Annotated in this window: 11 protein-coding genes and 2 pseudogenes; 5 read left to right on the top strand and 8 right to left on the bottom strand. The window is 62.2% G+C overall.

Going from position 1 to position 23,695, the window contains the following annotated elements; all coding sequences use genetic code 11:
- Window positions 1-9: 9 nt before the first annotated feature.
- Window positions 10-936 (bottom strand): alpha/beta fold hydrolase, encoded by a 927-nt coding sequence (locus ACIQUI_RS08065; RefSeq protein WP_403196889.1) that lies wholly within the window; start codon window positions 934-936, stop codon window positions 10-12.
- A 181-nt stretch (window positions 937-1,117) separates the two neighbouring features.
- Between ACIQUI_RS08065 and ACIQUI_RS08060 the strand changes: the two genes are divergently transcribed.
- Entirely contained in the window at window positions 1,118-6,007 is a 4,890-nt protein-coding gene (locus ACIQUI_RS08060; protein ID WP_403196886.1) for an NEL-type E3 ubiquitin ligase domain-containing protein, read from the top strand.
- A 7-nt stretch (window positions 6,008-6,014) separates the two neighbouring features.
- Here the strand turns inward: ACIQUI_RS08060 and ACIQUI_RS08055 are convergent, their stop codons facing one another.
- A complete protein-coding gene (locus tag ACIQUI_RS08055; RefSeq protein ID WP_403196883.1) occupies window positions 6,015-8,459 on the bottom strand; it encodes a UvrD-helicase domain-containing protein in 2,445 nt (814 codons plus the stop codon).
- A 175-nt stretch (window positions 8,460-8,634) separates the two neighbouring features.
- Here ACIQUI_RS08055 and ACIQUI_RS08050 point away from each other — a divergent pair, with 175 nt between their 5' ends.
- The 4 genes and pseudogenes from ACIQUI_RS08050 to ACIQUI_RS08035 all read left to right on the top strand — a co-directional run bounded on the left by ACIQUI_RS08050 (window position 8,635) and on the right by ACIQUI_RS08035 (window position 15,285).
- The gene (locus tag ACIQUI_RS08050; RefSeq protein ID WP_403196880.1) at window positions 8,635-9,333 is read left to right on the top strand and encodes a pirin family protein; all 699 of its coding nucleotides are present in this window, start codon (window positions 8,635-8,637) and stop codon (window positions 9,331-9,333) included.
- A 441-nt stretch (window positions 9,334-9,774) separates the two neighbouring features.
- On the top strand, window positions 9,775-12,546 hold the full coding sequence (locus ACIQUI_RS08045; RefSeq protein WP_403196877.1) for an amino acid adenylation domain-containing protein: 2,772 nt from the start codon (window positions 9,775-9,777) through the stop codon (window positions 12,544-12,546).
- Between the two features lie 245 nt (window positions 12,547-12,791).
- The gene (locus ACIQUI_RS08040) at window positions 12,792-13,130 is read left to right on the top strand and encodes a hypothetical protein (protein WP_403196874.1); all 339 of its coding nucleotides are present in this window, start codon (window positions 12,792-12,794) and stop codon (window positions 13,128-13,130) included.
- A gap of 84 nt (window positions 13,131-13,214) precedes the next feature.
- A pseudogene (locus ACIQUI_RS08035) lies at window positions 13,215-15,285 on the top strand (TonB-dependent siderophore receptor).
- Window positions 15,286-15,478: 193 nt separating this feature from the next.
- Here ACIQUI_RS08035 and ACIQUI_RS08030 read toward each other — a convergent pair.
- From ACIQUI_RS08030 to ACIQUI_RS08005, 6 genes and pseudogenes are all read right to left on the bottom strand, one after another.
- Window positions 15,479-17,329 (bottom strand): DUF3857 domain-containing transglutaminase family protein, encoded by a 1,851-nt coding sequence (locus tag ACIQUI_RS08030; protein WP_403196872.1) that lies wholly within the window; start codon window positions 17,327-17,329, stop codon window positions 15,479-15,481.
- Window positions 17,330-17,408: 79 nt separating this feature from the next.
- Window positions 17,409-17,894 (bottom strand): isochorismatase family cysteine hydrolase, encoded by a 486-nt coding sequence (locus ACIQUI_RS08025; RefSeq protein WP_403196869.1) that lies wholly within the window; start codon window positions 17,892-17,894, stop codon window positions 17,409-17,411.
- Window positions 17,895-17,953: 59 nt separating this feature from the next.
- Entirely contained in the window at window positions 17,954-20,440 is a 2,487-nt protein-coding gene (locus tag ACIQUI_RS08020) for a TonB-dependent siderophore receptor (protein ID WP_403196866.1), read from the bottom strand.
- 300 nt (window positions 20,441-20,740) lie between these two features.
- Complete coding sequence (locus ACIQUI_RS08015; protein ID WP_403196863.1) at window positions 20,741-21,688, bottom strand: FecR domain-containing protein; 948 nt, start codon at window positions 21,686-21,688, stop codon at window positions 20,741-20,743.
- A gap of 3 nt (window positions 21,689-21,691) precedes the next feature.
- Complete coding sequence (locus tag ACIQUI_RS08010) at window positions 21,692-22,201, bottom strand: sigma-70 family RNA polymerase sigma factor (RefSeq protein ID WP_403196860.1); 510 nt, start codon at window positions 22,199-22,201, stop codon at window positions 21,692-21,694.
- A 122-nt stretch (window positions 22,202-22,323) separates the two neighbouring features.
- A pseudogene (locus tag ACIQUI_RS08005) lies at window positions 22,324-23,285 on the bottom strand (type II toxin-antitoxin system HipA family toxin); the annotation flags it as partial.
- Window positions 23,286-23,695: the final 410 nt, after the last annotated feature.

Here is a 23,695-nt window from a genome sequence, read left to right as displayed (position 1 = left end):
CAGAATCAGCTACTCGTTTACCAGGCGTTGCAGTACACCCCCTTCATGACGCGTCAGGATACGCAGCAGTTGATCGACCAGCGCCCGGTCTGGCGCATCCAGGTGGAAGTGGTGCCCGCCCGGGTGCCAGGAAATCTTCGCCTGGTCGGGCAAGGCGGCCTCACGCCGGGTAAAGGCCTCGCCGGTAAACGCCCCCTGGCGCCCGAACAGCAGGTACAGCGGGCAGCGGATCTGGCCAAGCAGTTCACAGGCCTCGCGCTCGGTCAACGGCATCGGTTCGGGCAACACCAGCCGCGGGTCGTGACGCCAGCAGTAGCCATCGCCCACTTGCAGCAGGTCGCGCAACGCCAACAGCCGTGCGGCACCTTCCGACAGCTCGGTGGCCAGGCGTTCGCGGCGTTGCGCCAGGGCGGTGTCCAGGTCGTCGAAGCGGCCGACATCCGGCTCGGCAAAACCCGGTAGCTGGCTGCGCTGCACCATGCGTTTGAGCCGGTATGCTCGCGCCAGGTGCTGCACGCGGTCATCTTCGGTCACCGTGAACGGTGCGCCCATGCCATCGAGGAAGGTCATGCTGGCAATGCCGCTGGTCATGGCCGCCAGCAGCGATGCCACCCCGGTGCCCATGCCGTGGGCCAGCACGTGGAATTGCGACAGGCCCAGGCTGTCGGTCACCGCCAGCATGTCTTCGGCATGCTCCCACAGGTAGTAGCCACTGTCGTGGCGGCGGTGATCCGAACGGCCATGGCCAACCAGGTCGGGCGCCACCACGAAGCAGCCGTCCAGCATCGGTGCCAGGCGTTCGAACGATGCCGCGTTGTCCAGCCAGCCATGCAAGGCCAATACAGGAATACCGTCTTCGGCGCCCCAGGTGCGGACCGCTATTTCAATACCATCAAGGTCAAGCAGGTGATCTTTCGGACTGCACAGCGAACGCATTGCAATTCTCCCTGGCTGAAGCCTGCGCCATGGCCTGCCTCAGCCTCTCGCAGATCTCCCCTCGCTGTTGGCCCCTCACCGACCCGTGCATGCGCAAGACCGACCGTTACCGACAACTATCTACCGCACCCGGGCGCCTTGATGAGCGTGGACTATCCCCTCCATGCAAGAGGTAATGACCATGACAACCCCCACCCCGCTGCATCAAAGCCAGATAACCCGCGCATTGCCAGAATGGAGCAAGGCGCTTCACCCTGCACACACGCAAAAAGTGCTGCAAAGCCTGCGCAGGGACTACCTGGCTGAAGATGGCACCCCTTACACGTGGTACGCCACTGCCGATGCGCACGCGCGCGAGCAGTTGCGCAGCGCCATCAAGGTGCGAAACAAATGCCTGGCGCAACTCAAGACAGCACTTGCGGGCTTCCAGGACATCATCACCTTCAGCACCTCTCTGCTGACCGAGCAGTTGAAGGTGGATGTGCCCGTCAACAAGGCGCAGTATGTCTTCCAGCCCTTCGAAGCCGATGCCGATATCTGGACCGGTGTTCCCGACCTGGAAGTGCCTGTGTTCCCTGAGCACAAGGTGGATGTGCTGGCCACCCGCCCCGTGGGCGAGCCGCAGGCGCGCAGTTTGCTGGCGGCGGCCTTGCACAACTTCGAGGGCCTGGATGAAGTAGGCCCCTACAGCAGGCTCACCCTTGCAGCAGGCAGCGAAACGCCCTTGCCAGGCCTGACGATGGCGAACTTCGTCAAGCATTGTCGGGCACTGGACCTTGGCCAGCGCTATCAAGACCACCTGCTGGCAACCCACGAGGGGGTCAACCGCGCTGAAGTCCAGCGCCTGTCAATACGCGCAAGCCGTGAAGCCTTGAGGGTGCAGGCACTGATTGCAACACTTAAAGGCCTGCTGAGCGGCCGCGGGGGCAGTGCGCTCAGTCAGTTATGCGATGCCAAGCCCCACCCCACCTACGATAAACAGCCGTTGCACTGCTGGAACTTCAGCCTGTTCGGTATTCCCATCCACGAAGTTCTGTTCATCGGGCCCGACGAGCCTGGCCAGATAAACCCGTGCATTGTGTACATACCTGAAGACAACGAGCACCCGGTGAGGGAATTTGCCTCACGCCAGGAGGCAGGCAAGCACCTGCGTAGCCGCTTGCTGCAAAGCACATTCCGTCGCGCCCTGGTCCATTTCGCCTACAGCGCCAGGCAAAAGGAACTGGCCGACAAACTGGAGAATGCGCTGTTCGACAAGGACGATGCAGGCACACGCAAACTCCGACACACGCCTGTAATCCCTTTCACCACCTCGCCGATCCGCACCGATCTTTGGGCCACCTTGTACAACGCGCACCTTGCGCGCATGAAGGCCGACGCGAAAACCATTGCTGTCCCCACTGCCGACGTAGACGCCAAGGCCCGCAACGAGCGCCTGAAGCACTGGCTCGACATCGGCATGAATGTGCTCAACGTGGCGGCGTTCTTCGTGCCCGGGCTGAACACGGTCATGCTTGGTGTTTTCGCCTACGACCTGATGAGTTCTGTGTTCACCGGGTTCGAGGCCTGGGAAGAAGGTGATAACCAGCAAGCGCTGGCGCAAGTGGAATCATTGGCCATCAATGCGGCGGTGATTGCCGGTTTTGCAGTGGGTGCCAAGATCGTTCAGGCATCGGGCTTCGTCGATGCACTGACGAGTGTGTGGCATGAGGATAAGCAAGTGCTCTGGCACCCCGACATGAAACCCTATGCAAGCACAGCGGCTATCCCGGAAAGTACGCAACCCGATTCGCTCGGCCATGTGCACGTCGACGGGAAGACCTACCTGAAGCTGGATGGGACGCTATACGAAGTATTTCAGGACGCTGAGTCACAATGGCGCGTGCGCCATCCCGATGATGCGCAGGCCTATGCTCCACGCTTGCTGCATCATGGCAACGCCCGCTGGCAGCTGGCCCATGAACAGCCTCTGGAATGGGATCGCGAACAACTCACGCGCCGCCTCGGCGACTATAGCGCTGGTCTGGACGATACCGAGCTGGACACCGCCATGCACAGTACCGGTACTGATGAAGACGTGTTGCGCCGCACCCAGGCAACAGGCTCACGCCCACCTGCCCTCTTGGTTGACGCGTTGCAACGCCTGCAACTGGACAACGAGGCACACCAGATCATCACCCGCGTACGCCATGGGCTACCGCTGGCAGCGTACAAGAACTTTGCCTTACCTGAATTGCTGCGCCTGCCGGGATGGCCTGAGGGGACTGTACTCAAGGTTTACAAAGGGCCGGAACCCTGGGGCGAGTCTGTGCGCTACGGTCCTCCTCATTCGATTGGTCAGGTAGAAATCGAAGTCACCCGCGCCGACCTGGACAATGGCCAACTGAGCCAGACCGTGTTGGCGCAAATGGATGAAGAGGCCGTGCAACAACTGCTGGGTGACACGCCGCCCGAGCAGCGATCTTCTGCCTTGAACAACACGCTCGCGGCACACCTGGAAGAACATCGCGGTGCTTTGTACAGCAGCCTGCAACAAAGCCGCCGCCCCGTCCTTCCCCCCGCCGCCCAACTCCTCGCCCGGCAGTTCCCAGGTCTGCCGGACAGTGCGCTTGAAGCATTACTGGCCAACATCAGCAACGCCGAAAAGGAGCGCCTGGTAACCGGGCGAGTGCCCCTGCGTATTGCCGAGGAAGCCCGCCGTCTGCAAGCCCGTGCGCGGCTAGACCGCGCCATCCTCGGCATTTTCAGGCCCAGCCTGGCTAACGACGACAGTCGACGCCTGAAACTGGCCCTGCAAGACGAGCACCCACAGGCAAACTCGGCCCAGTTGCTGCAACATGCCCTTGCCGATCGCCAGCATTGCGCTTCACTGCTCGGTCAACAGCCCATCAAGCCGTGGTTCCGCTCCCCATTGCGGCTGGCCAACGGCCAGCCTGGCTACCCCCTGAGTGGCCGGGGCGTGCCAGCGCGAGCCTTGCCAGCTGCGCGCCGGCTCAGGGCGCTCTACCCTGAACTCAATAGCCAGCACATCAGCGCGCGGCAAACCGAGCTTGCCCAAGGGGGCGACCTGGGTCTGGCCATCAGTCGGCTGGAAGCAGAACAGCGCGCCCTCAGTCGTGACCTCAACCGTTGGGTCAATGCCTCGGCTTCCCTGGAAGCGCGCTTTGATCGCCAGCAATGCGCCGAGCGGCTTATGAGTGCTTCCCGGCGTGAAGGTGGCGCGCAACGCGAGGCACTGGTGCTGGACCGCATGCAACTGGAAGCGCTGCCAACGTTCACTGCTCGCATGCCGCATATCCGGCAACTCACGCTTGACGGGTTGCAGCTGCGGCGCCTGGACAGTGGCTTGCTGTCAAACTTCCCCAACCTGGAAACACTGGAAATCATCGGCAACCCCGACATGGACGCCGAAACACTGTTCGAGGCGCTCAAGGCTGCGCCACGGCTACGCACGCTGGGCCTGACAAGCAATGGCTTGACTGCCCTTACAGCCACTGCCCAACAAGCCATCGAAGCAATGCCCGGCCTGAGAATACTCGGCCTCAGCCGTAACCGCCTGCAACTTGATGACGCCAGCTTGAGCTTCCTTGCGCGCTTGCCACTGGATGGCCTGGACCTGGGCAACAATCAGATCACCCTCGACGAAAACCTCGCAGCCCGTTTTCAGGACATGATTCACCCCGTGATATTGCGCATGCATGGCAACCCATTGCAGCTGCCGCCCGACCTGCGCTTCATGGCCCGCCTCAGACACCTGGACCTCGAGCGTTGCGAACTGCAGCAATGGCCCGACAGCTTGACCACCCTCATGAGCCAGCCCCAGTACCAGCTGCGCTATCTCAACCTCTCCTCCAACCGCATTCGCACGCTGCCAGACCTGCCAGGGGTGCTTCGTACCCCCTTTGCCCGTGACGTCGCCGCGCGCCTGCCTGAGCGCCACTGGCTGTTCAACTACAACACCCTGGAAGCCCAGACCCGAGCACGCCTGGGCAGTAGTGGCGTAAACGTATTCGAGCACGCAGAAGAAGTGCCGCAGTGGCAAGGCATTTTCCGCGACCAGGCAAGCGATGCCGAAGATCAACTGTGGAGTGACTTGTTCGACCAGGGTGAAAACGCGGCGCTGCTAGGGACACTAGAGCGTCTCGCCGACTCGGCAGAAGCGCAGTACGATGCCGAAACCCTGAGCGAACGGGTATGGGACTTGCTGGGAGAAGTTGCCCAGGACGCCGAACTGCGTGAACGCCTGGCCACTGTGGCCAGCGACTTCCCCCCAACCTGCGGGGACTCGGGAGCAGACGCCTTCAGCGCCCTGGAAATAGAAGTGCTGGCCCACCAAGCGGCAGGTTATGCCGGTAGCCGACCGACGGAGCTGCTGAACCTGTATCGCAAGCTGTATCGACGCGATCAGGTCAATCAACTGGCCGACCGCATCAGCTTGAGAAGGTCCTTGCGTAAACGGGCGCTGCTCGAGGGTGTCATCGATGAAGACCTCCCGCCACACGATGAGCTCGACGACCCCTCCGCCTTTCCGGACATCGACCTGGAAACGGGGCTGGTGGACGATGTGGAAGTACGCCTGGCCTTGCGCCAGTCGTTGGCGAAAGCACTGGACTATCCCGAGCCAAGCCAAGACATGCTGTACCGCGCCACGGCCAGGATCAACCAGACCATCATCGACCGGGTGAAAGCTGCGGTCCTGGCGCTCGATACCGATGCCAGCGCTCGGGAACAATGGTTGAACCAGCAGCCGGGTTGGGTTGGGTATCTGAAACGTGAGCATGCAGCGCAGTTCAGCCTGATCACCGACTTCTGGCGACCAGGCCTGGACTACCTGTACTACTGCCTGGATGAAAGTGCCGACCCAGTCACCTCCCTGGACAGCTCTGTTCGGCGAGCGCTGGCCGACGTCCTGCCTGAAAGCCCACTGAATGCTCAAGGAATGCTGCGTCGCGTCTCGATCAACGAGCAGCAGTACCGCCAGGGGGTGGACGTGCTGACTGCCGAGCAGCAACAGGTTGAAACCGGCCTGCTGACCAGCCTCACTCGCCAGGCGCAGACCATCGGCGGCTAGGCCGCCGTCACTGCCCGCGCAGGTCTTCGAAGAAGGCCTGCCGGCCATCCACCTGGCTCGACGCCCGCGGGGCCACCGCCGCATCACCATTGGCGGCCTCCACATGCCAGTAGCAATGCTGCACTGCACGGGTGACCGCGACGTAGGCCAGACGCTGTACTTCTTCCTTCTGCGCCGTATCGAACGCCTGGGCATCACCGGCCTTGCCCAGCCCGGCCTGGCGATACACCTGGTTCTTGTACGGAGAGCTGGTCAGGTACTGGCAATCGCCCAGCATGAACACCGCGTCGGCCTGCAAACCCTTGGCACTGTGGTAGGTCAGCTGACGCAGCCGACGCTGTTCGGCAGGCAATGCCGCTTCGGCATGCAGCACGCTTTGCAGGTGCTCGTTCATCAACGCCCTGTCGCTGCCCTTGCGGTACAGCATCATCACCGTCTCGCCCCGCTGATAGTGCTCGATCAACGTTTCACCCAAGGCGCCTTCGTCGCGGTCGAATACCTTCACTGGCGAACCCGGCAGCTCCGCGGCGGGGCCACTGGCCCGGGCCTTCTTGCCGGCAATTGCCGGAGTGCCCTTGACCAGGTGCTCGGCGGCGTCGATCACCTGTTGCTGGCAGCGGTAGTTGTCGACCAGCAGCACCCGGGTGTTGGCCGGTGACGGGAAGGCCTTGGTGAACTCCATGAAATACTTGGGCGAACTGCCCCGCCAGCCGTAGATCGACTGCCAGTCGTCACCCACGCACAGCAACGACGAGTGCTGGGCGTGGCGCCCGGTATGCATGGCCGGCCCACGCCGGCGGATTTCGGCCAGGCTGGCGCGCAGCCAGCTGACGATCTGCGGCGACACGTCCTGGAACTCGTCGATCATCAGGTGCGCCAGCGGCCGCAGCAGCGGGTCGGGCAGCAGTTGCAGGTTTTCCGGGTTGTTCTCGCCAAACAGGGCGAACATACGGTTGTAGCTCATCACCGGGGGCGACTGGTCCAGCAGGTGCGCTTCCAGGGCCTTCCAGTACAAGGCCAGGGCCTCGAAGAACAAGGCATCGCTGTCTCCGGACGGGAAGCTCATCGCTGCCACCGCATTGTTCACGTCCAGGCCGAGGTTCTCGATGAAGTTGGCCGCACCGACAAAGGCATCCAGCAGTGGCGCCGGGGCAAGCTCACCCTTGACCTTGTACTCGAACCCCGGCCCAGCCACGGCATCGCCGGCCAGCGAGGCCGCCAGGCGCCGGGCCATGGCGTAGTTGTCGAGCCAGATCAGCGGCCGGTCGCAGAAGGCCTGCAACAAGGTGCGCTTGACCGCCCACTCGGCACGCACCGCCAGCTTGGCGCCAGGGCGCTGATATTGCGCGCTTTGCGCCGGGTCAAAGCCCAGCACGACCAAAGGCCCCTGCCCCGCCAGGCGGCCATGCACATGGAAACGGCTGCCACGAACATCGACCGTTTCGCGGCAAGGTTCGATGCCCTTGATCGGCCAGGCGCCCGCAGCAAACCACAGGTCCTCGATCACATCGCACAGTTCTTCGTCGCGCTGGGCGGCCAGCTGGGTCACCTGGGCGCGCTTCTGCACGTCGGGGTTGTTCGGGTCCAGTGGTTTCAGTTGCAAGGCTTCGCTGCGCAGCAGGCCGACCAGCTCGGCAAAGCGTGGGCTGCCACCCAGCAAGCTGCTGTAGCACTGGTTCAGTTGCTGGCGCTGGGCATCGTTAAGGCGCAGGTCGAACGGGTTGCTGTCGGCGTCGGCCTCACGCCCGGCAGGCATCTCGTTGCCCAGCGTCTCGAATGCGCGCACCTGGTCGAAGCCCGGCAGGCTGCGCACCAGCGGCAGGATGCGCGAATGGAAAGTACGTACCAGCTCGCGGGCCTGCACCGGTTGCAGGTTGATCTGCCACAGGGCAAACACCTGCAGCAGGCGTTTGATGAAGTCCTTGCGCGACTCACGGGTGAAGGTGACCACGGTCATCGCGTCCAGCTCGTAGCCCAGGTAATGGCGCAGCAGCAAGATGCGCAGCACCAGCGACGTGGACTTGCCCGCACCGGCACCGGCCACAACACAGGTGGACGGCGTGTCGCTGAAAATCAGCTTCCATTGCGCGGCACTGGGCTGGGCCTCGGCAGGCAGGCGCTGGGCAACATCGGCCTTGAAGCGCTTTTTCAGCTCGGCCGTCAACGGCAGGCGCCAATCGTCGAACAAGTTGTCGTCCTGGCCCGGCACGCCAGCGCTGTCGGGGCGGGCATCACGGATCACCAGCACCTGACGGCCTGCCGCGTAGCCTTCCACCCAGGAGTCGCGGTGCTGGGCTTGCAGGCGGGTCAGGCCACGCCCCAGCAGGCGGGCAGCCAAGCGGCGAAACCAGGGCAGTTGGGCGGGCGGGGTAAGGTCGGCGGGGGCCTGGGGTTGCTCGTGGGCCACGGTCACTCCGTTGAAAAACAAAATCAGCAGCCATGTTCGCCGCATCGGCAAAAAATCGCCAGCGAATGCTTACAGATCAGTGGATTAGGCGATAAAGAGCGACCGGCACATAGTCACAAATAATCAATTTAATTGATTGTTTTAAGCCGATATTCACGCTTATCTTCGATCTTTCTTTAGCGCATCATGGCGTCATTCCACTGATTCAAGGAGCACGACCATGCTGCAACTGCGACCGTTCGAAAGCCTCGGCCACGCCAACCACGGCTGGCTCGACGCCCATCACCACTTCTCGTTTGCCGAGTACTACGACCCGGCGCGCATGCACTGGGGCAACCTGCGGGTATGGAACGACGACCTGATCGCGGCGGGCAGCGGCTTCCCGCCACACCCGCACCGCGACATGGAAATCATCACTTATGTGCGCGAAGGTGCGATCAGCCACCAGGACAGCCTGGGCAACAAAGGCCGCACCGAAGCCGGTGACGTGCAGGTGATGAGCGCCGGTACCGGCATCGTGCACAGCGAGTACAACCTGGAAGACGTCGATACGCGTATTTTCCAGATCTGGATCGTGCCGGAGCGCACCGGTGAAGCACCGCAGTGGGGTAGCCGGCCGTTCCCTAAAGGCGAACGTGGCGAAGGCTTCGTGACCCTGGCCAGCGGCCGCGTGGGCGATGAAGGCAGCCTGCAGATCCGCACCGATGCCCGCCTGGTGGCAGCCACTTTGCGTGCGGGTGAAACCGCCGAGTACCGCTTCGATGCCGCTCGCCGGGGTTACCTGGTGCCGGCCAAGGGGCTGGTGGAAGTCAACGGGTTGCAGGCCAAGGCGCGCGATGGCGTGGCGATCGAGCAGGAAGAGGTGCTGCGGGTGACCGCTATTGAAGACAGCGAGATCGTGCTGGTGGATGTGGCCTGAGCCATTTCATTGTCGCCATCCGTAGGTGCTCTCCTGTGGGAGCAAATGTCTTGTGTTGCCAATTCAGGCCTCATCGCTGGCAAGCCAGGCTCCCACAGGTATTGCGCATGACTTGAGGTCAATGCAATCGATGTGGGAGAAACTGTCTTATTCAAAATCTTCACGCTCGCACAATCTCTGTGGGAGCGGGCGCGCCCGCGAACACCGGCAAAGCCGGTGCCATACACTGAGTTGCCTGTTTCGCGGGCACGCCCGCTCCCACAGGAAGTGTGTTGGCTTCGGTGAACCCTGTACCTGTGTGCGGCTTCAGCCGCGAACACCGGGCAAAGCCGACGCGCCCGGCCATCGCGCAGCAGCCACTCTGATTGGCGCCATCGGCCGCCCTGCACTAGCGTTGTGCTACCAGCCAGCCCCAACGTTCATGCGGAGCCTTCACCCATCATGCCGGACCTGCGCCCGAACCCGACGCTGCGCCTGGAATACCGTGCCGAGCAGCCAATTCACCACGCGTTCCTGAACCAGGCCAGCCGCTGCCCGGATGCCATCGCCATCACGGCCCAACACACCACCTGCAACTACGCCCAACTGGCGCAGATCAGCCAAGGCATTGCCGGGTATCTGGTGGAGAACGCTGCCAGCAGCACCGATCGCGTCGTCATCATCGCCAGCCGCTGCGCAGGCCTGGTCTACGCCATGCTCGGCTGCCTGCGCGCCGGCCTGGCCTTTACCGTGGCTGACGCGGCCTACCCGCCTGCACGCATCGGGCAAATCGTAAGCGCATTGAAACCGGCCGTGATCCTGCGTTGTGGCGAGGCCACTGTCGGCGCGCACGGCCCCCTTGTGGTAACCGTGCCCGAAGCCCCCGCCGAAGCACTGCAAGCCTTTGCCTGCAAGCCCGTCGCGCTGCCCGCCGTCAACCCCGAACAGCCGGCCTACATTACCTTCACCTCAGGCAGCACGGGCGAACCCAAGGGCATTGTCACCCACCACGCGCCACTGGTGCATTTCATCGACTGGCACGTGCGCCAGCACGGCTTCACCCAGGCTGACACCTTCTCCCTGCTGTCCGGCCTGGGCCACGACCCGGTCTACCGCGACGTGTTCACGCCACTGTCAATTGGCGCATCCATCGCCTGCCCTGCCCAGTCCATCCTGACCGACCCGTCACAGCTGGCCAGCTGGCTTGAGCAGCACCGCGTCAGCGTGATCCACCTCACCCCGCCGCTGGGCAAGCTGATCGAAACCGGCGCGCACATGAATGGCCAGGTACTCGATCAGCTGCGCTACCTGTTCTGGGGCGGCGATGCGCTCAGCCCGACGCTTTACCAGCGGATACGCGCCATTGCGCCCAATGCCGCCAATGTGAATTTCTACGGCACCACCGAAACGCCGCAAGCCATGGCCTTCCATACCCTTGACCCGGATGCCGACACCGCCCGGGTACCGTTGGGCAAAGGCATCGCCAATGCACAGTTGCTGGTGGTCAACCCGGCAAACCAGCTGGTCAGCGAGGGTGAAACCGGTGAAATCCTGATCCGCAGCCCCTACTTGTCCCAGGGTTACTGGGGCGACCCGGCACTGACCGAGGCCAGGTTCGTCGCCAACCCGTTCACCGGCAACCCAAGTGACCGCTGCTACCGCACCGGTGACCTGGGCACCTACCTGGCCGATGGCAGCGCCAGTTTTCTGGGGCGCGGTGACAGCCAGGTGAAAATCCGTGGCCATCGCATCGAGCTGGCAGAAATCGAGAACGCCATCACTCGGCATCCGCACATCGGCCAATGCGTGGTCATGGCCAACCACGACAGCGCGTCGATACGGCTGGTTGCCTATTGCGTCGGGCAGCAGCCGACCACTGCCGATGACCTGCGCCAGACGCTTGCCGGGCAACTGCCTGACTACATGGTGCCGGCGCTGTTCGTATTCCTCGAAGCCCTGCCGCTCACCCCCAACGGCAAGATCGATAAACGCGCCCTGCCGGCGCCATTTGATGACAACAGCAACCTGCCCTTGTCGCCACTGGCCGAAAAGCTGAGCACAGCCTGGGCACGGATCCTTCAGGTGCCACGCCTGGACGCCAGGCTGAGCTTTGTCGAACTGGGCGGCGACTCGCTGTCGTTCGTGCAGGCCTCGCGGGTGCTCGAAGAGCTGATCGGCCACCTGCCAGAGCGGTGGGAAACCCTGCCCGTGTGCCAACTGGCCGAGCTGAACACAGCGCCCAAGGGCGCGTGGCGGGTGATGGAAATGCCGGTGTTCGTGCGCATGCTCGCCATCATCCTGATCGTGGTCGGCCACCTGAGCGAGTTCGACCACTGGCTGATCGTGGGCGAAACGTCCGTGCTGTTCCTGGTCTCCGGTATCAGCCTGGCGCGCTTCCAGCTCAAGGCCATTGAAGAGCGTGGCGATGCCCGCACATTGTTCAGGTCACTGGCGGCCATCGTGGTGCCGACGCTGTTGTACACCGCACTGATCCAGCTGGTATTCGACCGCTTGCACTGGCAATCGCTGCTGCTGGTGTCCAACTGGTTCCCGGCCAGCGAGGTCAGCGTGTTCAATTACTGGTACATCGAAGTGCTGGTGCAGATGATCCTGATCATCGGCCTGGTGCTGTCGATCCGCCGCGTGCGCCAGGTCGTCCTCGCCGACCCGTTCCGCTGCCTGATCATCGCAGCCTGTGCGCTGGTGGCGCTCGATGTGCTGCTCAGCCGCTTGGTGTTCGACGCCAGTGCGCTGTTCAACCGGGTACCGCAGCACTTCCTGGCAGTGATGGTGCTGGGCATGGCCGTGCACCATGCCGACACCACGGCACGCAAATGGGTGGCCAGCGCGGTGGCCGTGCTGGTGGTCGGCGAGCTGGACCTCATGGCAATTGCGGGTGTTGGTTGGGAGGCGTTCTCGCACTATGTCGATATCGCCCTGCCGGCGATGCTGGCCCTTATCTGGGTCCGTTCGGTGCCAGTCCCCGCGCTGGTCGCGCGGGCAGGTGCGGTGATCGCATCGGCAACCTTGTATATCTACCTGACGCACTTCCAGTTCCAGTCGCTGGCAGACCATGTATTCCATCACCCACTGTTCGAGGTAGCCCTGGCGCTGGCCGGCGGGGTGCTGGTGGCCTACTGCTGGAATACCCTGCTGCATCTTCTGTTTACCCGCAGGAGCAAGCGCAACCAGGCACACGGGCCAGGTACTGCCGAGCGCGCTACCTCCGCTTGAGCGCACCTGCCGGCACATGCGCACTGATTGCAAACCCTGAAATACTCTGCATAAAATGCGAACCATTAACATTTGCAAGCATTTTCAGGCGGCATGGATGAGCACCCCGGACGCAGCATTCACCTCTCAAGTCAGCCAGCTATACCGGGCCCAGAGCAAATGGCTGCAAGGCCGGCGAAAGCCGCTTCGCCGTACGGCTGTTCGATGACAGCAGCAGCCTTGAGGTCTTTGGCCGGCAGGCAATGGTGACGCTGGCTTCGGGCCAACGCTTGCAGGTGAACAGCGGCCAGCGCTGCCAGTTCGACGACCAGGGTTTCTCCCCGGTGGAAGCTGTCGCGCATGCAGCCGACGCCTGGGGCCGTGGCTTGCTGATTGCCAATGACCAGCGCCTCGACGCCTTCGTCAACAACCTTTCACGCTACCGGCCAGGCTGGTTGCGCTGCGCTCCTTCGGTGGCAGGGTTACGCATCAGCGGCACCTACAGGCTCGATGACACCGACCAGATCCTCCGGGCCCTCAGCACATCCCTGCCGGTGCAGGTGCAGTCCAGAACCCGTTTCTGGATAACCATCACTGCTGCGTAAAAAAGTTCCGAACGCCTGATCACTTTGCTGCGGCTTATCCGACTCATAGGTAACCCAACGCTTACCTACAAGAGAAACGCAAAGATGACCCGCCGCTTCAAACCCAGGCCGTTCACTGCGCCAGGCCTGCGCACTTGCCTGATGCTGGCTGCCCTGCTCGGTGGGCCTGGCGCTGCCTGCGCCAGCCAAGCCCATGATTACCACTTGCCGCAGGGCGACCTGGGCGAAATGCTGACGCAGTTCGCCGCAGAGTCCGGCATCGTGCTGTCGTTCGACACCCAATTGACACGCGGTAAACGCTCGCCGGCACTCGACGGGCGCCATGACGTCGAACAGGCCTTGCAGATCCTGCTGCGCGGCAGCGGGCTGCCGGCCATACAGGAAAGTGACGGGCGCTACTCGCTGCTGGTGAACACCAGCAACGATAATGCGGTGGAGCTGGCCCCCAGCCGCGTCGATGCATTAGGGCTGGGCTATGTCACCGAGGGTACCGGCTCTTACACCACCGGGGGGTCTACCACGGCAACCAAGCTGCCACTGACCCTGCGTGAAACGCCTCAGTCGGTCAGCATCATCACTCGCCAGGTGATCGACGACCACGGTTCGCAAGACATCGGCGACGTCCTGCGCAACACGCCCGGGGTTTCGGTGCAGGCATACGACAGCGAACGCATGGAGTATTCCGCACGCGGCTTTGCCATTACCAACTACCAGTACGATGGCATCAACACCATCTATGACGGTGTCTACGATGAGGGCGTGACCCATGTCGACATGGCCGCCTACGACCGCATCGAAGTGATCAAAGGTGCGACCGGCCTGATGACCGGCTCTGGCGACCCATCGGCCACGGTCAACCTGGTGCGCAAGAAGCCCACTCGCGACTTCAAGGCGTCGATCACCGCCAGCGCAGGGTCCTGGGACAACTACCGTACCGAAGGGGATATTTCGGGTTCGCTCAACGACAGCGGCAGCGTGCGTGGCCGCCTGGTGGGCGCCTATCAGGACCGCAAGTCGTACCTGGACCACTACAAGCAGAAGAAGGACGTTTACTACGGCATTGTCGAAGCCGACCTGACGCCCGACACCCTGCTCACCTTCGGCATCAGGCTTCATGACTTCGCATTCGAAGCAGACCGGCGACACCTACGACGGCAGTGCGTTCGAGATGGTGCCCGGTTCCATCTTCGACTGGAACGGCAAGTTACCGGAGCAGCACTTCCCGAAAAACGGCGACTACACCACCACGCAAAGCCAGAACGGCGCCTACGTGGCCACCCGCCTGAGGCCGACCGACAAGCTTTCGGTCATTCTCGGTACCCGCGTCAGCACCTTCAAGTACAACGATGATGAAGACTATTACCCAACGTCGTCGCTGAGTGACACCCACGCCAGCTACAAGGAGCACGGCGTAGTCACCCCCTATGCGGGCGTGGTCTATGACCTGGACGACACCTACTCGGTGTACGCCAGCTACACCTCGATCTACCAGCCGCAAGTGTACAAGGACATCAACGGCGCAACCCTGGCTCCGGTTGAGGGCGATGGTTATGAAGCAGGCTTCAAAGCCGCCTGGTTCGATGGCCGCCTGAACGGTACCCTGGCGTTCTTCCGCATCGAGCAAGACAACGTCGCCTCCAACATCGGCACCAACCCGGTGACCAACGAAGGTATCTACAAGGCCATCGACGGTGCCACCACCAAGGGCGTCGAGCTGGAGCTGGCCGGCGAGCTGGCACCCGGCGGGAACGTCACCGCCGGCTACACCTACGCCCGTACCCGCGACGCCGACGACCAGCGGATTTTCGGCTTCCCGCTGGCGACCACCGAACCTGAGCATGTGGTGCGGCTGTTCAACACCTACCGCCTGCCTGGCGCATTCGACGCGGTGACCGTGGGCGGCGGGCTGAGGTGGCAAAGTGGCTTCTACGGCAACATCTACAGCCCGGTCGCCAATGACTACACCCGCATCAAGCAAGGCGGCTACACCCTGGTGGACCTGATGGCCCGCTACCAGTACAACGAGCACCTGAGCTTCACGGTCAATGCCAACAATGTGTTCGACAAGGTTTACCTGACCGGGCTGGGCAACTTCGATACCACGTACTACGGCGAGCCGCGTAACCTGATGGTTACGACCCGCTGGGATTTCTGACAGGGCTGCAAGGCAGGCCCAGGGTTTGAGCGTTGGTGCGCAAATTGCTGGGGCCGCTTTGCGCCCCTTCGCGGGCTTGCCCGCTCCCACAGGTTGCGCGCTCGGTGCAGAATCGCGTTACCCCTGTGGGAGCGGGCAAGCCCGCGAAGGGGCGCAAAGCGGCCCCAATTTGCTTGACTGACTGGTATGAGGGCTAGCCCGCCTGCACGATAATCTGGCTCTGCAGGTCGCGGATCATCGCCTCCAGCGCCGGCTTCATCGCTGTGAAATCCTCAGGCGTACACACCACATCTGGCCGGCTGAACTTGAAACGGCGCTCCACCACCACCGCATTGCCATCCTGGGTGTAGCGTGCGCTGTAGTCGACATTGCCGTCATGCAACTCCACAGGTTTCGGCAGTGCCAGCACATTGACCTGGGCCGGGAACTCGAAGCGCGAGGTCTCTTCAGTGTCGTTGCCAATGCACACGAAGCTCTGGCTGCGCTCCTTTTCCAAGGTGAAGCTGTACACATTCTGCGAAATACCGCCCGCCAGGCTGGTCAGGGTCGCCACACCAACCGGCCCTGGCAGGTTGACCAGGTTTTCCGTGCGCCCTTCCACATTGCTGACAAAGTCGCCGTTGGCAGTGGGCGGCTCGATCTTGAACGAACCACTGCCACGCTGCCCGTACGCGGCCAGCACCCTCTCGACCAACAGTTCGCGGTCTGCCGGCTTCATCAGTTTCAAGCCAAAGCGGCTAACCTCGCTGGCCCAACCCTTCACCGTCGAAACGTTGGTGAAATCTGCCGCGCCATCGGCCTTGACCTTGAACAGCAAGTCACTGGATACCTGGTTCAACTGCATGGCCGGCGTCTTGCCAAACTCGCCGGTGGCAGTCAGCAGCACCCGCTTGTTCAGCACGGTCAACGGCAGGTAACCGGCAGCAATCGACGGGTCCGTGGAGTCCAGATACAAATCCAGGCTCGGTACATAAGTGATCACATGGTTCAGTACACCCAAGGTCGGCACTTTGGGGAACACATAGGCATTGCCCTGGTTCACCAGGGCCGGCGTGCTGTTGATGCCTGCCGCGCTCAACAGCGCTTCCAGCAATGCGACATGGTCCTTGCAGTCACCGTAGCGGTTGTCCAGCACGGTTTGCGCGGCATGCGGCACTACCCCGCCAGCACCCACATACACCGCCACATAGCGGATATTCTCGCGCACCCAGTCACTGAGGGTCAGGGCTTTTTCCCGCGCGGTGGGCAAACCGGCCGTCAGGCGCTTCGCCAACTCGCTGATCTGTGGCGTGACTTCGACCTTGGCCCTGGCCTGGTAGGCCTGGGCGAAGTCCTTGAAGCCGGAAAAGGTCGAAACTGCCAGGTAGTGGCCGTAGTCCAGGTACGACACCGCCCCGGTCTCGATCCGCGAACGCTCCGCCGGCACGTAGTCCCAACGATATACCGTGCGCCCTTGCCCGGTGGCGGGTGGAAACGCCTTGAAGCCGCGAGCATCGGCCTGCAGCGGCATGTCCTGAGGCAGGTCGTAGGTCAGCGAGAACTGCCCGAGCGGGTGAAACTGCGGCACAGTGATGTCTTCGAAATGCCCGGGGAAAAGCGGTGTAGCGCGATTACGCTGGTAACGCAGCATCAGCCGGTCGCCTACCGCCACCTCGGGGAAGATCACCACCTTGTTGACCGAGTCCTGGAACATCGGCGCCTGCGCAGAAGCCCGCTCCTGCTGCTCCTTGATGTGCGTGGCATCCACCTGCACCTTGCGGCCATCCGGCTTTTGCGTGTACGCCTCCAGCACCTGCAGGGTTTCAAGTGAACGGTTGTAGCTCAACGGTTGCTCGGCATTGGTCTTGATGGCGCGCTCTTCGTTGATCAGCATGACGCTGTCGACGTCCAGGCGGAAACTGCCGTCTTTCTGCACCACGAACGTCTGCACGTTCTTTTCCAGGGTGACGGACCGGTCGGTGCCATCGGTAAAGGCGTGGGCAAAGCCACCCCAGAGCATTGCGACAGGCAGCAGCACAGCTGCCAGGTAGGGCTTTTTCAGCATGGAGATCCTTCTCGATCAGCGGACAACAATCGACAATGATACTCATTGGCGCCAACTGATGGCAAAGTGATTACATGCGTCAGGCTGTTCCGGCCAGTTCGGCCAGCACCTCTAGCGAGGTAGTGACCTGGCGGAAGTGGTGCTGCCACAACTCGATGCCCAGCTTGCCCGAGCGGTCCAGCGAGGAGCCTACGGTCATGTCTGTCACCAGGGTCGGTGTCAGCCCCGCATCAAACAGGGCAAACCCGGCGGCCAGCACACAGGTTTCGGTCTGCAGCCCGCATACCAGCACCCGCTCCACACCAAGCTGGCGAATGTACTCGATAGCTTCGGCGCTCTGCCCGTAGCCATGCTTGATAAATACCTGGTCGGCTTCGACCAGGCTCTCGTCCTCGGCAGCCGGGTGCCAGCCGAGTTGTCGCTCGAACGGTGTGACCTGTTCGTCATGCAACTCGACCGAGGCAATGGTGGGGATATTCGCTGACAACCGCCGCAAACCATCGACCAGCCACTCGGGCGGGCTGAAGGTGGACTGTACATCGACGATGAGCAAAACCTGGCGCATAGCGTACTCCGGCCATTGGCAAAATGGCGCGGAGTATAACGCGTGGCGCGGGGGCTTGATCACCAGTCGTAGGTCATCTCCAGCGACGCCACCCGCTCCTGCCCGTAATAGCAGCCAAACGCATAATTGCAGTCCGATACGTACTCGCGATCAAAGATGTTCTGCACATTCAGGCTGGCCTGCAGGCCGCGCAGGCTTGGGTCGAGTTTGCCGAGGTCGTAGCTGACGGTAGCGTCATACACGGCATACGCCGGCACATCGAAGGTGTTGGCCGAGTTGCCCGGCTTGCGGCCGGTGTAACGGGCGCCGGCGCCAAAGGTCAAACCATTGAGCGTGGCTTGGGTGAAGTGGTAATCCACCCACAGTGTGGCCGACACAGGGGCCTGCGACTCATTCCGGTTGCCTTGGTCACCATAGGTGCTTTTGGTATAGAACGAGTCGATGTAGGTGGCAGCGGCCAGTACATCGACATTCTTGATGCTGGACTTGAGCTCCAGCTCCACCCCACGCGAACGCACCTCGCCATTTTGCGATTGATACTGTGGGTACTCGGTATCACCGGTCAGCACGTTCTTCTGCTTCACCTGGAACACCGATGCGGTGAACAGGGTGCCTTCGACCGGCTGGTATTTCAGGCCCACTTCGTATTGCTCACCTTCGGTTGGCTCGAACGCCTTGCCGCCGCGCTCGGGCGCTGCGGTCCCCAGGGTTGGCAAGAACGACTGGGAATAGCTGACATACGGCGCCAGGCCAAACTCGGTGACATAGGTAAGGCCGACGCGCCCGGTGAACTTGTTGTCGCGCTGAGAGGCAATGCTGTGCGCCAGCAGATCCTTGTTGTCGATTTCAGCCCAGTCCTGACGCCCGCCTACCGTCAGGATCCAGTTGTCCAGCTTGATCTGGTCCTGCAGGTAGACCCCGGTCTGGCGCACGGTGTTGTCCCAACGGGTATCCAGCACCGGCGTTACGCTGCTGCTGTCGTAGTTGTTCTTGCCGTAGAGGTCGACCGGCAACACGTTGTAGGCGTTGTAGCCATCGTACTTGCGGGTAAAGTGACGGTAGTCCGCGCCGGCCAGCAAAGTGTGCCGCAGCGCGCCGGTGTTGAAGGTGTACTCCAGGTTGTTATCGACGGTGTAGGCGATGTTGTGCTGGCGCCAGTCAAGCTTGACCCGGTTGGCGCGGGTGTAGTCGACCACATCGCCATCGGTCACGAAGCTGCGCAGGTAAAAGCCCTTGTAGCGGTCGCGCACATCGGTGTATCGCGCCGTTGAGCGCCAGGCCAGGTCATCGCTGAAACGGTGGTTGAAGTCGTAACCCAGCACGTACTGGTCGCGCTTGTAGTCGTTGTAGTGTGAATCGCCCGAGAAGAAGTCGCGGTCGATTTTCTGACCCGTGGGGCCACGCTTGAGCGAGCCGATCATCGGCAACGATTGATAGTCGGCCAGGCCATCATCGCGCTGCACTTGCGCCAGCAACGTCAGCGACGTGTCCTCGTTCGGCGCCCAGGTCAGGCTGGGCGCCAGCAACAAGCGCTCGCTGTGGGTGTGGGCGACCATTTCGTTGCCTTTATCGGCAACGCCGACCAGGCGATAGGTGAAGGCCTTTTGCTCATCCAGCGGGCCGCTGGTATCGAAGGCACCATTGACGCGGTTGTAGCTGCCGGCGCCAAGCTTGACCTGGCTACGCTGCTCGCGGGTCGGGCGCTTGGAGACCATGTTGATCAGCCCGCCCGGCTGGTTTTGCCCGTACAGTACCGAAGAGGGGCCTTTGAGCACTTCGATGCGTTCCAGCGTGTAGGGGTCGATCTGAGGTGCGCCCCCCAGGCTACCGGCGTAAGGCAGGTACGCGCCGTCCAGATACAGCGGGGTCGGGGCAAAGCCGCGGCTGGTGATTTCGTCGGCGATGCTGTTGCGATCGGTAAAGCCGCCGGTGGCCAGGCCCGGGGTGTAGCGCAGCGCCTGGGTCAGGTTGCGCGCGCCCTGGGCTTGCACCTGGTCGGCAGTGACCACGTTGATGGCCTGGGGGATCTCCAGGATGGGCGTATCCGTCTTGGTTCCGGTGGCACTGCGGCTGGCCACATAACCACTCACCGGCCCATAGGCAGACTCCACGGCCGCACCGGTTACGCTGGTGGTATCAAGCTGCAAGGTCGAGTCGTCGCCAACCATTGGCAGCAGCGAGTAACTGCCATTGGCCTGCTTGACCACCTGCAACCGGTTGCCTGCCAGCAATTGACGCAGGCCGGCATCGGCGCTGTAGTGGCCATGCAGCCCGGGCGATTGCAACGCCTGCACCGATGACGGCTCGAATGACACCGTCACCCCCGCTGCCGAAGCAAATTGCGTAAGCGCCGAGGCCAGTGGGCCAGCGGCAATATCAAACGAGGCTTCAGCCTGGCTTTGGGCAATGGCAGGGCTGGCGGCCATCACCGCCGCCAGCGGTGATGCCAGCGCCACACTGAACACTGCGCGGTTCACTGCACGTGCCAGCCTGGTTTTGGTCGAGTTGATCGGTAGGGTGCGGTTGCAATCGTTGACAGCGAGCATGCGGTTTCCTTTCGCCCTGCGGCAGTTTTTTCATTGCGCTTGGTGCGCGTCTACCTACAAGTCGAACGAGAACCGCAATCGATAACCCCTCTGCGAAAAAAATTCGACGGGCTTCAGGCCGATGCCCGTCAGCTAAGCCGCTGGGGCCGCTTTGCGGCCCATCGCCGGCAAGCCGGGCTCCCACAGGTACAGCATCGACCTCAAGTTTTTCGCGGTCCCTGTGGGAGCTGGCTTGCCGGCGATGGGCTGCAAAGCAGCCCCAATGGCTGCCCATATGGCTTAACTGACTGGCATTGGGTTTCAGGCAGCCTCGACACGCGTCCAGTACCGGCTGAAGCGACGAAGGCGCACAGGCAGCGTGGCGGTAAGGTTTTCCAGGACAATATCGATGTCGTCCAAGTGAAACGCGCCGGACAGTCGCAGTTCACTCACGGCTTCATCACAACCCAGGTACCCAGGCCGGTAGCGTTGAAGCTCGCTCACGACATCGGCAAGGCGCCAGTCATCCACGATCAACATCTCGCGTACCCAGGCATCTGCCATCGCCGCTACCGCTGTGGCATCGCCCATTTTCCCGGCGCTGAATACCAGTTGTTGTCCGGCGTCTACCCGCACAGCCGCCATGGCCTGTGCACGGCGAACTTCCACCGCATGCTCCAGCACGCAAACCCGCGTCAGGTCGTTGTCGCTACGCACGGTGAAACGCGTGCCCAGTGCACGGATACTGCCCTGCCGGGTGTGCACGATGAATGGGCGGGACAATTCATCCGCTGCGGTCTGCACCAGGATCTCCCCTTGCAGCAACTCAAGCGCGCGCCACTCGGCACCGTAGCGAATGTCTACAGCGGTGTCGGTGTTCAATTGCAATTGGCTGCCGTCATCCAGCCGCAACGAGCGCTGCTCGCCAATGCGCGTGCGCACGTCGGCCATCAGCCGCGCAACACCACCATCACGCAACATCGCCCCACCTGCCGCGCCCGCCACCAACAGTACCGACAGCACCTTGAGCACTTCGCGTCGCTTGGCCCTGGCACTGCTTAACGTCGGCCGTGCGATACCGGGCGTCACCTGCGCCAGCTTGCCCTGCAAGCGAGCCAGGCGTTCCCAGGCCTGCATGTGGCGCGGGTCACTCAGCAACCAGCGCTGATGTGCTGCTCGCGTGGCTGCATCGGGCTCGCAGCGCAACTCGACGTACCAGTGCGCGGCAGCCTCCAGCGTGTTGCGGTCCAACGGTTCCGTACCCGCCACCGCTCACGCCTCGGCCAGCATCAGGCAATGGGTCAGGGCACGCACTGCATGCTTCTTGACAGTGGTCAGCGAAACATCCAGGCGCTGAGCGATTTCGACATAACTCAAGCCATCAAGCTGGGCCATCAGGAAGATTTCGCGAGTACGTGTACCCAGGCCATCGAGTAGCCGATCAATTTCCAGCAGGGTCTCGATGATCAGCAGGCGCGCTTCGGGCGAAACCTCCACATGCTCGGGCCGGGCCGCGAGGGTTTCCAGGTATGCCTGCTCCAGGGCACGGCGGCGAAACATGTCGATCATCAGGCTGCGGGCCACACTGCTCAGATAAGCCCGTGGCTGGCGCAGTTCCGCCGCCTTGCGCAGGGTCAGCACCCGTATGAAGGTGTCCTGGGCCAGGTCAGCGGCATGGTCCATGCAGCCGAGCTTGCTGCGCAGCCAGCCGCACAACCAGGAATGATGGTCCTCGTAAAGCGTGTGTATCGCTTTTTGCAGGGAAGTGTCAGCGCTGGACATGAGGTGAACCGATAGGGCGTCTTTAATAATGACTCTCATTTAACCTGAGCCTGATCGGATTTCGCAATTGCTTTGCGCAGCAGACTGGCAACACAACCTGCTTCGCAGGGTTAGGAGGCCACCTAGGCAACAATACTTCTGCTCAACCCCAAGTTCCACGCCGCAACCATCTTCTCCCCTACGCGCTCAAACGCCGGATGGCTAGCACGATAATCTGCAAGCTCCGCCATCGCACGGTTCATGCCGACTTCCACTTTGTTGAGCAACTCCTCGCAGCGCGCTTGCGTCAGGTTGCACGCGGTGCGCCCGAACTGCACCAGCATCTTGCGCTTGGGCCACGCTTTCGACCCGCCCAGCAACAGCCCCATGATGTCGTGGCTGCTGTACACCGTCGTGGTCACCAGGTCATACACGGGCGCGAGCCAGATATCGGCGTCCTCGGCACAGTTCTCGTAGAGCAGGCCGAAGTTCTTCAAGTGCGCATCGCCGTTCTGGATACCGGCGCACAAGGCAACCATGGTGAAGAAGTCCTCCAATGCACGAGGTACCCGACCAGGCGTGACATAAAGTTTGATCAACTGCGCACAGCCTTGGTAGCTGCCATCGTACTTCTTGCGAGTACCCCACCCCGAAAGCACGCACATGTCCTCAAAGCCAAGGTAGGCGTTGTCGCCGACATCGAAGCGTCGGACAACCAGAAACCTGCCCTGCTGACTAAGCTGGAATTCAGGTACTTCCAGGCCACAATGCAATGCCGCGCGCATGCAGAAGTACTCGTTGGCCGCCAACTGAGGGAAATCTGATTCGTTGAACGCTTTTACCAGGTGTGTGGCACCACGGTGGGTGACCTGATCAACATCCGGGGCGCCAGCATCGATATCCCGCACCAGCACCTTGGGCTGAACACCTGATACGCCTGAGTAGGCAGCGTAGGTACTCAAGAGCTCGGCAAACAGCTCTTTTGCACCGTCGTGAACCAGCAAGCCGGACAGATCCATGCCTGGAACGGGGTCATCACCAGCGTGCGGGCGACGCTGATCCGACCCAGTTGGTGGGGGCCGACAATACCCAGCAAGGCGAAATCGAAGCCGGTGCCATCCACCGCGCTGGGTTGTACCCGCGGGTGAACCCGCTCCCACAGGCAGCGCAGGCCTCAGGCTTATGCAGTACCTGTGGGACCACCTGTCTTGCTCAATTTCTAAAAGCTGGCGCGAATACCTGTGGGAGCGGACTTGCCCGCGAACACCGGCGAAGCCGGTGCCATCCACCGCGCTGGGTTCTTCGCGGGCATGCCCGCTCCCACAGGCACCGCGCAGGCCTCAGGCTTATGCAGTACCTGTGGGACCACCTGTCTTGCTCAATTTCTAAAAGCTGGCGCGAATACCTGTGGGAGCGGGCTTGCCCGCGAACACCGGCGAAGCCGGCGCCATCCACCACGCTGGGTTCTTCGCGGGTGAACCCGCTCCCACAGGGCCTGCGCAGGCTTCGGGCCTA

Source organism: Pseudomonas sp. NPDC090592, assembly GCF_044769185.1.
In the GTDB taxonomy this organism is placed as follows: domain Bacteria; phylum Pseudomonadota; class Gammaproteobacteria; order Pseudomonadales; family Pseudomonadaceae; genus Aquipseudomonas.
This window is presented reverse-complemented; position numbering and strand designations above follow the sequence as displayed.

Coding starts and splice junctions, on each gene's coding strand:
- ACIQUI_RS08030 (WP_403196872.1), bottom strand. CDS start 17,329: ATGCTGAAAAAGCCCTACCTGGCAGCTGTGCTGCTGCCTGTCGCAATG.
- ACIQUI_RS08020 (WP_403196866.1), bottom strand. CDS start 20,440: ATGCTCGCTGTCAACGATTGCAACCGCACCCTACCGATCAACTCGACC.
- ACIQUI_RS08055 (WP_403196883.1), bottom strand. CDS start 8,459: ATGCGGCGAACATGGCTGCTGATTTTGTTTTTCAACGGAGTGACCGTG.
- ACIQUI_RS08065 (WP_403196889.1), bottom strand. CDS start 936: ATGCGTTCGCTGTGCAGTCCGAAAGATCACCTGCTTGACCTTGATGGT.
- ACIQUI_RS08010 (WP_403196860.1), bottom strand. CDS start 22,201: ATGTCCAGCGCTGACACTTCCCTGCAAAAAGCGATACACACGCTTTAC.
- ACIQUI_RS08050 (WP_403196880.1), top strand. CDS start 8,635: ATGCTGCAACTGCGACCGTTCGAAAGCCTCGGCCACGCCAACCACGGC.
- ACIQUI_RS08045 (WP_403196877.1), top strand. CDS start 9,775: ATGCCGGACCTGCGCCCGAACCCGACGCTGCGCCTGGAATACCGTGCC.
- ACIQUI_RS08025 (WP_403196869.1), bottom strand. CDS start 17,894: ATGCGCCAGGTTTTGCTCATCGTCGATGTACAGTCCACCTTCAGCCCG.
- ACIQUI_RS08060 (WP_403196886.1), top strand. CDS start 1,118: ATGACAACCCCCACCCCGCTGCATCAAAGCCAGATAACCCGCGCATTG.